The following is a 12,624-nucleotide window of genomic DNA, read 5'->3' as shown; positions in this document are numbered from 1 at the left end:
TTAATTAGAATTCACTGACTATTTTCAATATTTAATTAAAAATAATTATCTATTATTTATAGGTGATCGCCGTAGGGGCTTTTTCACCAGAAAAATGGGCTAATATATTTGAGAAGACAATATCGCTCATTTGAATTCGGGTTTCAGTCGTTGCACTGGCAATGTGTGGCAGCAAGACCACGTTGTCCATTTCAATTAAGGCTTGTGGCACATTAGGTTCATCGGCAAAAACATCTAAACCCGCACCACCAATATTCTGCTGCTGCAATGCAAGGATTAAATCATCCTGATTCACCATACTGCCACGGGCAATATTGATCAAAATGGCATGATTAGGCATCGCAGCAAAAATGGTTTTATTAACCAAACCGGCACTGTCTTTCCCTCCCGATATTGCGACTACCAGAATATCGCTTTGGCTGGCAAGACTCATAAGGTCAGGCACATATTGGTAGGGTAGCGTTTCGTTGTGCACCTTGTCGGTATAGGCAATTTGCATATCAAAACCCGCCGCCCGGCGAGCAATAGCTTGACCAATCTGCCCCATACCAAAAACCCCCAAACGCTTGCCGGTAACCTTAGATGATAATGGCAGAGTGCTGTGCGGCCACTGCCCGGCACGCAGGAATTTATCGGCCAAACATAGGCGGCGAGACGTGGCAATGATTAGCCCCAGCGCGGTATCAGCAACATCGTCAGTCAGTACACCGGGGGTGGTAGTAACAATAATATTGCGCTCGTGGGTGGTTGCTAAATCCACTGCATCGGTACCGACGCCAAAGATTGAGATTATCTGCACTTCAGGCAGCAGTGCCAACACCTCGTTGCTAACACCAATATCACCACGGGTCACGATGCCTTTAATATTCTGGCCCTGTTTTGCAAAGAACTCAGCATGATCAGTAACCTGGAAGAGTTTATGCACAGTAAAGGTTTGCTCCAACTTATCAGTTAAGTAGTCCATTACCGGAGCGATGATTAATACGGCTTGTTTGCTGTTTTTCATTACGGATACCTGGTCATGTCAATAAATTATAAAAAACCAGAATGGCGACAGGTAATCATCGGATGATTTAGCCATTCAGCGAATGTCGTTATAAGACCCGTTTTCAATGTTTTATTTTGTGATTCAGGTCACTGTAAATCATGTTAAGAAAACATGTTACCGGTAACGTGATCGACCTATCATTGCCAGAGCTGAATTGTTTCAGCCAGACAAATGCCGGTTAAGAACTTATAAAATTAACTACGTAAAATGTTATCGGTTGGTGTTATTTGTTATTGACGGACGGGGGATAATTTAGCGGCCATTGACCAAAGTGATTCGCAGCCATCATCCAGAGCCATGGCTGCTAGCTAGGGTAAGAAGATCAGATAGTCCCACCGAGTGAAATGCGGTAATGCAGGTCAACCTGTTCAATTGTAGGGATTTTCTTTATTTTCTTAATCAGAATTTCCGCTGCAACTTTACCCATTTCAAACCGTGGGGTGGTAACACTGGCCAGCACCGGGGTGGTGGCCTGACCGATATCTAAGCCATGGAAACCCGAAATTGCCATTTCAGCCGGTATCGCCATGCCTATTTTCAGGCATTCTTGTAACACGCCGACGGCCATATCATCATTAGTACAGAAAATAGCATCAACCTGCGGATACATTTGTCGTGCCAGCGCCAACATCCCAGCCCCGATCGAGACAGAAGAGACTTTATTAGGAGTGATATGCAATGGCGTAAAGCCTGCATCCACCATCGCCTGGCTATATCCCTGATAACGCTTGCGATCTCGCACATCAGACATCGAGCCGAAATAGACAATATTCTGCTTACCACTGGCCAGTAACGTATTGGTCATATCGTAGGCGGCCTGATAATTATTAAAACCAACGGTAATACGGTTGAACTGTGGTTCTAAATCCATCACTTGCGCAACCGGAATTTCGGCTGCATTCAAATACTTATCAGCACGTAAGGTATGTTCTGAGTCGGTGAGTATCAGACCGGAAATCTGACAGGACAACAGATTAACAATCTGCTCCTCCTCACGTTCTTTATCGTAGTTATAGTTAACCACTAGCGTTTGATAACCGCTGGCAGCGGTTACCGATTCAATACCCGCCAGTAAGTCAGAGAAAATCTGGTTATTAAAGGAAGGAATCAAGATACCAATACGCGGGATCTTTTGATTAAGACCATTTTCCCCTTCAGAATCAGGTGCGTAGTTAACCTCAGCCATCACTTGAGCAATACGCTCGGCCGTCTCTGGAGCCACTTTTTCCGGCGTGCGTAAGTAGCGGCTGACTGTCATTTTGGTCACGCCCGCAAGTAACGCGATATCCTGTAACGTAACACGCTGGTTTTTCATGGCAAATACCTGGAACAAGAGTGCGCAATGGGTAAGGTGATTATGCACTGTTAGCTTGTGTAATGAAAAGCATGTTACCGCTTTAAAATACAATAACAGCCAGGTGGCATATTATTAATCTAATTTATTATCAATAGGTTAATCTGAAACCCTACAATAAAACAGCTAAAACCCCAGCTAGCGACGGTATTTTCCCTTCATCAAGGGGATATCGCTCACGTATGTGGTAACAGCTTGTTGTAACATGATTTAAAGTGATCTTCATCACAGTTTACCCAAGCGGAAAACGGTTTGATATGCACATGTTTTCACACCGCCATTATTCAATAATATTTATTTTATAATGTCGCTTAATAAGCGCCATTTCTATCAGGAATTATTATGAAGAATCTATTTTCGTTAGAAAACCGTAAAGTATTAATTACCGGTTCAGCACAAGGTATCGGATTTTTATTAGCAAAAGGTTTGGCTGAATTTGGTGCGGAAATAATTATTAATGATATTACCGCAGATCGGGCGGAAAAAACCGTGGCGGAATTACGTGCTAGCGGTTTTATTGCACATGCCGCCGCCTTTAATGTGACCAACCACGATGCAGTTAATGAAGCCATTGAACAAATAGAAAGTAGCATCGGTGCTATCGATATTTTAATTAATAATGCTGGCATTCAACGCCGCCATGCTTTTACTGAATTTCCAGAAAAAGATTGGGATGACGTCATTGCTGTTAACCAGAAATCAGTATTTTTAGTTTCACAGGCCGTATCCCGCTATATGGTTAAACGTCAGCGTGGCAAAATTATCAATATCTGCTCGATGCAAAGTGAATTAGGCCGCGACACAATTACCCCCTATGCCGCCTCTAAAGGTGCGGTAAAAATGCTAACTCGCGGTATGTGCGTTGAGCTGGCTCGCTATAATATCCAGGTCAATGGTATCGCACCTGGCTATTTCAAAACAGATATGACAAAAGCGCTGGTAGATGATAAAGCCTTTACTGATTGGTTATGTAAACGGACACCGGCTGCTCGCTGGGGAGACCCGGAAGAGTTGATTGGTGCTGCGGTTTATCTCTCCTCCAAAGCGTCAGACTTTGTTAATGGTCATCTGTTGTTTGTTGATGGTGGAATGTTAGTTGCCGTTTAACCGTCGCTTGAAACTGTTGGGGGTTAGCGACCTTCGTTATTCGCCCCATCAATGACGTTGGTTAATGCTTCAATTAACCGGGAACAGAGGAACATTATGTCTGGTAAATGCATTATTGTTATGGGTGTATCCGGCACGGGTAAATCCTGTGTTGGTCAGGCACTGGCACAGGCACTTAACGCCAAGTTTATTGATGGTGACGACCTGCATCCGCGTGCCAATATCCAAAAGATGGCCTCAGGTCAGCCGCTTAATGATAGCGACCGCGCTCCGTGGCTTGAACGGCTAAGTGACGTGGCCTATAGCCTGCAACAGAAAAATGAAGTTGGTTTTTTAGTCTGTTCGGCGCTGAAAAAGCAGTATCGCGATCGTTTGCGGGCCGGTAATCAAGGGATACGTTTTCTGTGGTTGAGCGGTGATTACGATTTGGTGCTACACAGAATGCAGCAGCGCGCTGGGCATTTTATGCCTGAAAGCCTGTTGCAAAGCCAATTTGCAACCCTGGAAATACCCGATAGCAGTGAACCGGATGTTATTCAGATAGATATTTCGCCCGACGTCGCCGGTGTGGTTAAGCACTGTATTGTCGCGCTGGCACATGAAAATAGCGTGAGTCATTGTGCATAAACGTGCGGGCCACATAATCATATAGGAAGAGTTATGATACTTGATGAACTGAAAAGCGCAGCGAATAACCCGATCTATCCAGATGTTATCCGCCGAGCACTAACGGCTATCTGTAAAATGGATTTGGTTAACCTGCCAGCGGGCGAGCAAGAAATTGAAGGGCGTGAGATTTACTTAAATCATATTATCGCCACGACCAAGCCATTATATGAACAAGCCCCTGAATTACACCGTTACTATATTGATATTCATATTCTGCTGGAAGGCAGCGAGGTGATTGGCGCTTCACCATCAGCTCAGGGCCAGCGCCCAACGATGGATTTTGATAGCGAGCGGGATTACGGTTTGTTTGAAGGTATTACCACAGAAACGTTGTTAACACTGGCACCGGGTGATATTGCCCTGCTGTTCCCCGGCGAGTTGCATCGCCCGATGGGGACATTAGGTGACGTTGCACCGATTCGTAAGATCGTGGTTAAAGTGGCTAATCATCTTATCTGATTCGGTATTATTTTGGTTGATAGAGGCCGGATCAGGTTTCGGGGGATATTGGCTAGTGAAACAATTCGGTTGTCATAACTTCACGGCTCACTTTACCTCCATTGGCTCAACCGCCAAAGGGGTTACAAGCGCGTAACCCCCTTGGAACCCCTGCGCTAGCGCACGTATCGCTTGCCCACTTCGCGGGTTCCCTCACTCATCATTTCGCTGGCGGGACGGCTTTACGCGGGTCCCTCCGCGTGATGCCTAAATCCGCCGTCCATGGCGGATTTCCCTTGCTACACTCTTCACTCGGCAGCTCAAATGTGCTTTTAAACTTCAAAACCTAAAAACCTAAAAACAATGGTTTTGATTTTGACGTTGAGCGCAATTAGGAATATTACCGACAAAGACGATGGCCCGAGTGAGCCGCCATGGACGGCGGCGAAAAGCGCGCTTGAGCAGGAGCGAATCGCGCTGGCTCGATAAGGCCAACGACTGCCGGAGGGCACTGCGAATAGCAGTAATATTTCGCGCAAGCCGCAGGTGCAGGAGGGCCGGCTTGCCCTCCTGCTCGGTTGAGGCGACAGAGGTAAGGTGATAACTGAACGACTATCAACCGAAACCTGATCCGGTATCTATCAACCGAACCGATAATCTGAACGAATATCCCTCGAAACCTGATCCGCTCTGCGGTTCACATGCCCGAAGCTAAGTCAGCCGTAAAGTTATATCAACCGAACCGGATCACCTAATCAATATCAACCGGCGCTCCTAAGGAACGCCTCCCTTGACTCCTCCGCGCTGCCAACCACAACCCGCTGTTCTTCATAGCGTAGCCAAATACCACCCCGACTAACAATGAAGCAACCACCAACTTCCAATTACCATTACCGGCAAAAGTAGCGCAAGCGCCGATAAAAGTACCCGGAACAAATGATAACCACTGCTGGCAGGCCTGGATGCACATCAAAAACGCCACAAGCCCTGTCAAAACATACCCAAGGATCGTCCATTCAGGTTGTAAGGCACTGCCCTGGATAATCATCATCGCCCAGAACACCCCGCTCAGGCAGGTTAGCAGCGTAATCAGTAATCCTTTTAAACCACCTTGTGGGCAAGCGAAATAGGCGGTACAGCCAAGGAAACCAGCCCAACTGATTAGCCCTAAACTGACCGCAACCCAGCCCCAGATACCCGAGAGAATGCCAGTGGTAATGGCAATCATCAGAATAATGTTCATCAGTGTTACCTGCGCGAAAGTATCAAACCAATATCGATTGAGTGAAAGCCGAGCAGTTTACCTGAGTTGATGAGCAATATTCCGTATTTTTGTCACAAAAATATAAATTTTATTGTTATCATTACATTTATTATGTGATTAAAGTCACATAATAAACACTATGCATAATTTGGAAGCGCGATACACGCGCGTTTATTAAAAATTTGCTTATCACCACTTGCTGTCAATTCGCTAAAAAAACCCTTTTCATTAGCATATGGTACTATTTGTGTTTGGAAATTAAAAATATTGAAAAGCAGTCTATTAGTGAGTACCTCAGGGTCGCAATCTAAAAAAGACGCTCCGTTTTTTATAGATTGATAGTACTGAATGACTCTTTCTGAGATAACCGCATTAATATCAGGCTGCCCATGATTATCTTTAATACAAAACTTCAGCGCTTTAGTTAGCGGGTTTCTATTTACCCAATTATCAATATTGATATCATCTTTTTTTAAGTCAGATGCTGTACCAATGAAATGATTAATGATGACTTCATTGAGCAATTCGCCAGCTTTAATATGAATTTCACTGCCTTCGGCTATTTTTTTATGCAATAAATTCAAAGATTTAATTACAACAATATTAACTTTATCGATTAAGGTAACATAAGGGTTTCTCATATATATATCATTTTTATTTGTAATTAAATATGCATTTTCTATCATCGCCATATTTAATTCTTCATCTCCCTTCGCCCTATCAAGCAAGAAGTTGATTGTTTCTTTATCTTTAAAAAAGCCGGCAGATGGAACTATTTCATCTGATAGCGATAAAAAATCATCAGAGTCATATTTTGTATAAGAGTTATTATCATTAATTGATGGAAGCGAAGGTATACAGTACAACATAAATATCCTTAAGAATAGAGTGAAATAATCACTGATAAAGATATCTCAAAAAAATGTGTTCACCGCTCCATGTTTTACCCCACCCCCACCTTAAATAACATTAATTTCAGCACAGGGTAAAAAAACAAAACCCCCTGCGCGTTTCGGCTAACAGGGGGTTTGGGAACAGGCTTAACAATCAATTACATCAGTGGCTGAGCCATCTGAACCAGCGAGATCAACGGCTGCGGGTAAATACCCAGGAACAGCACCAAAATCGCAGAAATCAGCACGACCACACCGCCAGCAGTTAATGCCCAGTTGTTTGGCGTGTCACGCACCAATGTTTCCGGCGCGCTAAGGTACAGGCTGACAGTCACACGCAGGTAATAGTACAACCCAATGGCACTGCCTAAGACCACCGCCCCCGTCAACCACCACAGGTTGGCGCTGACACCCATTGCGACCACAAAGAACTTACCAATAAAGCCCAACGTCATTGGGATACCGGCCAGTGATAGCATCATTACGGTCATCACCGCAGACAGAATCGGTTTATGCCAGAACAGACCACGGTAAGAGAACAGCGATTCGGCATCCGGGCCTTTATACGGGCTGGACATCAAACTAACCACACCGAACGCACCCAAGCTGCTGAACAGGTAACCGGCCAGATAAACACCGACGGTTTCCAGTGCCAACTGATGGGTCTGCACCGCCACCAGCGCAATCAGCAAGTAGCCAAGGTGCGCGATAGAAGAGTAACCCAGCAGACGCTTGATGTTGGTCTGGCTGATAGCCATTAAGTTCCCGAACAGTATTGATGCCACCGCAATCAAGGAAAGCACCAAACGCACCGCCTCACTGTCGGCGGCCGGCGCATACAGGAACAAGCGCATGACTACCGCAAAGATGGCAATCTTACTGGCAGTCGCCAGGAAGGTAGATACCGGAGCGGGAGCACCCTGATACACATCCGGCGTCCACAGTTGGAACGGCACCAGCGACAACTTAAAGCCGAGACCAACAATCATCATCCCGAGACCAGCCAGAATCAACGGCTGGTGGATAGCGGAGTCACTTAGGCTCTTACCCAGACCGGCGAAAGACAAACTGCCAGACTCAGCATACAGCAGCGCCATCCCGAACAGCAGGAATGACGATGCCGCCGCAGACAGCAGCATGTATTTGATACTGGCTTCCAGTGAACGCTTCTGGCGATAGGCATAGCCAATCAGGCCAAACAGCGGTAAGGAAATCAGCTCAATACCCAAGAACAGCGACGCCAAATGGTTGGCACTGGCTAACAGAATGCCGCCCATGGTGGCAATCAGCACCAATAGGTAGAACTCTTCGCGGTTATCTGGATAGCCATTCAACCAAGGATAAGCAAAGGTGCTGGTTGCCAGGCTGGCAACAATCACCAGCCCGGTATAGAACATCGCATAGCCGTCAATCCGCATCAGCGGCGTGACATCCATCGGCCCGACCTGCCCGACAAAATAGAGTGACAGCAGTGCAAGGTTAAGCCCGATGACCGTCAGGGTGGCGTTAATAAAGTGATCGCGTCGCCACGCAATGGAGAGCATCACAACCACCACCGTCAATCCGACGATCAACAGCGGTAGCATTGCGATCAGTTGTTGAGGAGTTATTGTCATGGCGAATTACGGCCTTGTAGTTGTAATAGATGAAGCATTGAACCACTGCTGTACATTACTCATCGCAGCATGGGATGTGTCAAGAATTGGCTGCGGGTAAACCCCCAGCAACACTAGCAACACCACTAACAGCAGGATGATGGACAGTTCCCTTGCGCTCATGCCCGGTAACGCTTCTTGTGATTTTGGCGCACCGTAATAAGCACGCTGCATCATGATAAGCGAATAAACCGAAGCAAAGACCAGACCAAAGGTAGAGATCACGGTAATCACCGGAACCACCTGGAAGCTGCCGAACAGGATCATAAACTCGCCGACGAAGTTACCGGTGCCCGGCATCCCCAGTGTGGCTACCGCGAAGAACAGCGATAGCGCAGGCAAGTATTTGATTCGGCCCCACAGGCCGCCCATCTGACGCATGTCACGGGTGTGCAGGCGCTCATACAACTGGCCACAGATGATGAACATACCGGCGGCAGACAAGCCGTGGGCAATCATCTGGATAACCGCACCTTGATAAGCCAATTGGCTGCCGGTATAGATGGCAATCAATACAAAGCCCATGTGCGACACGCTGGTATAAGCAATCAGGCGTTTGATATCAGTCTGGCAGAAGGCCATCCACGCACCGTAGAAGATACCGATGACACCCAACCACATGGCGATAGGTGCAAACTCATGGGAGGCGTTCGGGAACAGCGGCAGACTAAAGCGCAGCAAACCGTAAGCTGCGGTTTTCAGCAAAATCCCCGCCAGGTCGACAGAACCAGCAGTTGGCGCCTGACTGTGTGCATCTGGCAACCAACCGTGCAGTGGCACAACCGGCATTTTTACCGCAAAGGCGATAAAGAAGCCCAGCATCAGCAGATATTCCACATTGTGGGACATCGGCGTATTCAACAGATCTTCGTAGTTGAAGGTCCAGATACCGGTGGCTTTATAGTGCACAAACACCAGCCCCAAAATGGCAATCAGCATGATAAGGCCGCTGGCCTGGGTATAGATGAAGAACTTGGTTGCCGCCGCGATACGGGTTTTACCGTCTGATGCTTTGTGACCCCACAAGGCAATCAGGAAGTACATCGGCACCAACATCATTTCCCAGAAGAAGAAGAACAGGAACATGTCGATGGCGAGGAACACGCCGATAACCCCACCCAGAATCCACAACAGATTCAGGTAGAAGAAGCCCTGGTTGCGCTGAATTTCACGCCACGAACAGAGGATAGCCAGCACACCTAGCAGGCCGGTTAGCACCACCATCAGCAGTGATAACCCATCCAGCGCCAGATGGAATTCAATACCAAACCGTGGGATCCACGGCAAGATGAACTCTGATTGCCACTGCGGTATTCCCGCCGGGTTAACCAGTGAATAGTTGCCCTGCCCCCACAACAGCAGAGAGAGCACCAATGTCAGCCCCATCGCGAGTAACGCTATCCAACGCGGTACTTTAGTACCGAAGCGCTCACACTGCCAAGACAGCAGGCCGCCGATAAAGGGGAGAAGAATTAGCCAAGGTAATAGCATGGCGTTTTGTGTCCCTAATTAAACGAAAAGCAACAGAGCCAGTACGACGACTGCACCCAAACCCATAGACGCGACATACCAACGCACCTGTCCATTTTCACTGAGCGTCAAACCGCGATTACTCCAGCGCGAAAGTATCGCCGGGGTATTCATCAGTGAGTTCAGCGGATCACTCTGCAACAGCCTTGCAATCCACAAGTACGGGCGGACAAACACATTGTGATACAGCCAGTCGAAGCCCCACGCATGGAACCACCAGACCGTAAAGAAGCGGCCCGGCGCACTTTGCGCGATGCTGTTGACCAGTTGGCGTTTGCCCAGATAGAGTGCCGCAGCCAATGCAATCCCGATAACCACTAACACGCCGGAGAAGATTTCCAGTGGCATTTTGCCCTCTTCACCGAAGTGAAGCTCTGGCAACACACCCGCCAGCGGTGGTGTTATCAGCGCGCCGACGAAAGTCGATAGCACCAGTAACACAATCAGCGGCAGACTGTGAGTGATCCCTTTAACCGGATGCGCTTTAGTTTTTGGCTCGCCGTGGAACACAATGAAAATCATACGGAAGGTATACAGCGCGGTGAGGAATGCCCCAACCAGCCCAGCGACCATCAGATTGATATGGCCACTGGCCAATGCGCCCCACAGAATTTCGTCTTTACTGTAGAAGCCTGCGGTAACCACTGGCAATGCAGCCAATGCGGCACCACCCACCAGGAAGCAGATATAAACCAATGGGATTGTCTTGCGCAGACCGCCCATTTTGAAAATATTCTGCTCGTGGTGACAGGCCAGAATTACGGAACCCGAAGAGAGGAACAGTAACGCTTTAAAGAAGGCATGGGTCATCAGGTGGAAGATAGCCGCATCCCACGCTTGAACGCCCAGCGCCAGGAACATGTAGCCAATCTGGCTCATGGTGGAATACGCCAACACCCGCTTGATGTCGGTTTGCACCAGCGCGGCAAAACCTGCCAGCACCAGTGTTACCGCACCGATAATCCCCACCAAATGCAGCACTTCAGGTGCCATCAGGAACAGGCCGTGGGTACGCGCAATCAGGTACACACCCGCAGTCACCATGGTTGCCGCATGGATAAGCGCGGAGACCGGGGTTGGGCCTGCCATTGCATCGGCTAACCAGGTTTGTAACGGCAACTGCGCCGATTTACCCACCGCACCACCGAGCAGCATCAGCGTCGCCCAGGTAATGGCGGTAGAGCCCATTTCCAGTTTCTGCGGTGCCAATACCATCAGTTCGCGAATATTCAGCGTACCCAGTTCTTGGTAAAGGATGAACAAGGCAATGGCGAGGAATACGTCACCAACACGGGTCACGATAAAGGCTTTCATCGCCGCCGCGCCGTTGGCCGGATTAGTGTAGTAGAAACCAATCAGCAGGTAACTGCACAGACCCACACCTTCCCAACCCAGATACATCAGCATCAGGTTATCTGCCAACACCAAAACCACCATACTGGCGATAAACAGGTTGGTGTAGGCGAAGAAGCGAGAGTAGCCCTCCTCCCCACGCATATACCAAGAGGCATACATATGAATCAGGAAACCCACGCCGGTGACCACCGACAACATGGTCAGCGACAAGCCATCCAGTGTTAGGGTCAACGGAATGTTGAAGGTGCCAACCGACATCCAGTTCCACAACGTCTGGTTAAAGACTTGGACACCAGTAGCCTTTTGGCTGAGGAAGTCCACTGCAACATACAGTGTGACCAACGCCGTCAAGCCAATCGATCCGACCCCAACCGTGGCTGAGGTATTTTCAGACCAGCGCCCACGGGAGAATGCCAACAGCAAGAAGCCCAGCAGTGGCAGCAGAATTGTTAAATATAATAGGTTCATCCGCGCATCTCACTGACTGTATCGATATTCAGAGTATGACGGCGACGATAGAGCTGTAACAGCAATGCCAAGCCAATACTGGCCTCCGCTGCTGCCAGCGTGATCGCCAGGATATACATCACCTGACCGTCAGCCTGACCCCAATAACTGCCCGCCACAACAAAGGCGAGCGCCGCTGCGTTGATCATCACTTCAAGGCTTATCAGCATAAACAGCAGATTGCGACGAATCAGCAACCCCGTTAGCCCTAGCACAAACAGTATGGCCGCCAGAATCAGGCCATGTTGTAGAGGGATCATGCTTGTTCCTCCGTTTTTCTTTTCGCGCTGTCGCTCGCGCCCATCACTTCACCCGGTTTATGTTCGCGCCCGATATGGAAGGCAACCACCAAACCGGCCAGCAACAACATTGACGCCAGTTCAACTGCCAGCACATAAGGGCCAAACAGGCTGATACCGACAGCTTTGGCATCGACCATTTCACCGCTAATACCAGAATCAGTGATTGAACTGATGGCATAAATCAGTACCGACAGCAGTACCAGTGCTAACAAGCCAGGGCCAATCCACAGGCTCGGTTTCAGCCAATCGCGCTCTTGTTGTTCGACGTTGCCCAAGTTCAGCATCATCACCACGAACACGAAAAGCACCATAATGGCACCGGCGTAAACGATGATTTCCAGCGCACCAGCGAAGTAAGCACCCAGCGAGAAGAACACCGCCGAGATAGCCAGCAAAGAGATAATCAAGTACAGCAGCGCATGTACCGGGTTGGTGTGAGTGATGACGCGAATAGTCGCCACCACTGCCACCAATGCTGCAATATAAAATGCAAATTCCATG

General features: G+C 48.3%; 12 protein-coding genes. 3 read left to right on the top strand and 9 right to left on the bottom strand.

Features of this window, described 5'->3' with window-relative positions; genetic code table 11:
- Nucleotides 1-52: 52 nt before the first annotated feature.
- Complete coding sequence (locus A6J67_RS10825) at nucleotides 53-1,006, bottom strand: 2-hydroxyacid dehydrogenase (RefSeq protein ID WP_050296724.1); 954 nt, start codon at nucleotides 1,004-1,006, stop codon at nucleotides 53-55.
- 364 nt (nucleotides 1,007-1,370) lie between these two features.
- A complete protein-coding gene (locus A6J67_RS10820; RefSeq protein ID WP_032907629.1) occupies nucleotides 1,371-2,363 on the bottom strand; it encodes a substrate-binding domain-containing protein in 993 nt (330 codons plus the stop codon).
- Between the two features lie 381 nt (nucleotides 2,364-2,744).
- Between A6J67_RS10820 and idnO the strand changes: the two genes are divergently transcribed.
- The 3 genes from idnO to A6J67_RS10805 all read left to right on the top strand — a co-directional run bounded on the left by idnO (nucleotide 2,745) and on the right by A6J67_RS10805 (nucleotide 4,637).
- Nucleotides 2,745-3,509 carry a gluconate 5-dehydrogenase gene (gene idnO / locus A6J67_RS10815; RefSeq protein WP_050296725.1) on the top strand — a complete coding sequence of 255 codons (765 nt, stop codon included), beginning with the start codon at nucleotides 2,745-2,747 and terminating at the stop codon, nucleotides 3,507-3,509.
- 96 nt (nucleotides 3,510-3,605) lie between these two features.
- Nucleotides 3,606-4,136, top strand: a complete 531-nt coding sequence (locus A6J67_RS10810; RefSeq protein ID WP_032907632.1) for a gluconokinase — start codon at nucleotides 3,606-3,608, stop codon at nucleotides 4,134-4,136.
- Nucleotides 4,137-4,169: 33 nt separating this feature from the next.
- Nucleotides 4,170-4,637 (top strand): YhcH/YjgK/YiaL family protein, encoded by a 468-nt coding sequence (locus A6J67_RS10805; protein WP_042568323.1) that lies wholly within the window; start codon nucleotides 4,170-4,172, stop codon nucleotides 4,635-4,637.
- 730 nt (nucleotides 4,638-5,367) lie between these two features.
- Here the strand turns inward: A6J67_RS10805 and A6J67_RS10800 are convergent.
- From A6J67_RS10800 to nuoJ, 7 genes are all read right to left on the bottom strand, one after another.
- On the bottom strand, nucleotides 5,368-5,859 hold the full coding sequence (locus A6J67_RS10800; protein ID WP_050073739.1) for a DUF1097 domain-containing protein: 492 nt from the start codon (nucleotides 5,857-5,859) through the stop codon (nucleotides 5,368-5,370).
- Nucleotides 5,860-6,017: 158 nt separating this feature from the next.
- Nucleotides 6,018-6,749: a hypothetical protein gene (locus A6J67_RS10795; RefSeq protein ID WP_080608163.1), complete on the bottom strand. Its 732-nt coding sequence runs from the start codon at nucleotides 6,747-6,749 to the stop codon at nucleotides 6,018-6,020.
- 182 nt (nucleotides 6,750-6,931) lie between these two features.
- Complete coding sequence (gene nuoN / locus A6J67_RS10790) at nucleotides 6,932-8,389, bottom strand: NADH-quinone oxidoreductase subunit NuoN (RefSeq protein WP_042568324.1); 1,458 nt, start codon at nucleotides 8,387-8,389, stop codon at nucleotides 6,932-6,934.
- 6 nt (nucleotides 8,390-8,395) lie between these two features.
- Entirely contained in the window at nucleotides 8,396-9,919 is a 1,524-nt protein-coding gene (gene nuoM, locus A6J67_RS10785; RefSeq protein WP_005191297.1) for an NADH-quinone oxidoreductase subunit M, read from the bottom strand.
- Between the two features lie 18 nt (nucleotides 9,920-9,937).
- Nucleotides 9,938-11,782, bottom strand: a complete 1,845-nt coding sequence (gene nuoL / locus A6J67_RS10780) for an NADH-quinone oxidoreductase subunit L (RefSeq protein ID WP_032907635.1) — start codon at nucleotides 11,780-11,782, stop codon at nucleotides 9,938-9,940.
- Nucleotides 11,779-12,081: an NADH-quinone oxidoreductase subunit NuoK gene (nuoK, locus tag A6J67_RS10775; protein WP_032815102.1), complete on the bottom strand. Its 303-nt coding sequence runs from the start codon at nucleotides 12,079-12,081 to the stop codon at nucleotides 11,779-11,781. Before nuoK ends, nuoL begins: the two co-directional genes overlap by 4 nt.
- Complete coding sequence (gene nuoJ / locus A6J67_RS10770) at nucleotides 12,078-12,623, bottom strand: NADH-quinone oxidoreductase subunit J (protein ID WP_005191302.1); 546 nt, start codon at nucleotides 12,621-12,623, stop codon at nucleotides 12,078-12,080. The genes nuoK and nuoJ overlap by 4 nt, the downstream gene beginning before the upstream one ends.
- Nucleotide 12,624: the final 1 nt, after the last annotated feature.

It is taken from the genome of Yersinia sp. FDAARGOS_228, assembly GCF_002073315.2.
GTDB lineage: Bacteria > Pseudomonadota > Gammaproteobacteria > Enterobacterales > Enterobacteriaceae > Yersinia > Yersinia intermedia.
This window is presented reverse-complemented; position numbering and strand designations above follow the sequence as displayed.

Coding starts and splice junctions, on each gene's coding strand:
- A6J67_RS10825 (WP_050296724.1), bottom strand. CDS start 1,006: ATGAAAAACAGCAAACAAGCCGTATTAATCATCGCTCCGGTAATGGAC.
- A6J67_RS10820 (WP_032907629.1), bottom strand. CDS start 2,363: ATGAAAAACCAGCGTGTTACGTTACAGGATATCGCGTTACTTGCGGGC.
- idnO (WP_050296725.1), top strand. CDS start 2,745: ATGAAGAATCTATTTTCGTTAGAAAACCGTAAAGTATTAATTACCGGT.
- A6J67_RS10810 (WP_032907632.1), top strand. CDS start 3,606: ATGTCTGGTAAATGCATTATTGTTATGGGTGTATCCGGCACGGGTAAA.
- A6J67_RS10805 (WP_042568323.1), top strand. CDS start 4,170: ATGATACTTGATGAACTGAAAAGCGCAGCGAATAACCCGATCTATCCA.
- A6J67_RS10800 (WP_050073739.1), bottom strand. CDS start 5,859: ATGAACATTATTCTGATGATTGCCATTACCACTGGCATTCTCTCGGGT.
- A6J67_RS10795 (WP_080608163.1), bottom strand. CDS start 6,749: ATGTTGTACTGTATACCTTCGCTTCCATCAATTAATGATAATAACTCT.
- nuoN (WP_042568324.1), bottom strand. CDS start 8,389: ATGACAATAACTCCTCAACAACTGATCGCAATGCTACCGCTGTTGATC.
- nuoM (WP_005191297.1), bottom strand. CDS start 9,919: ATGCTATTACCTTGGCTAATTCTTCTCCCCTTTATCGGCGGCCTGCTG.
- nuoL (WP_032907635.1), bottom strand. CDS start 11,782: ATGAACCTATTATATTTAACAATTCTGCTGCCACTGCTGGGCTTCTTG.
- nuoK (WP_032815102.1), bottom strand. CDS start 12,081: ATGATCCCTCTACAACATGGCCTGATTCTGGCGGCCATACTGTTTGTG.
- nuoJ (WP_005191302.1), bottom strand. CDS start 12,623: ATGGAATTTGCATTTTATATTGCAGCATTGGTGGCAGTGGTGGCGACT.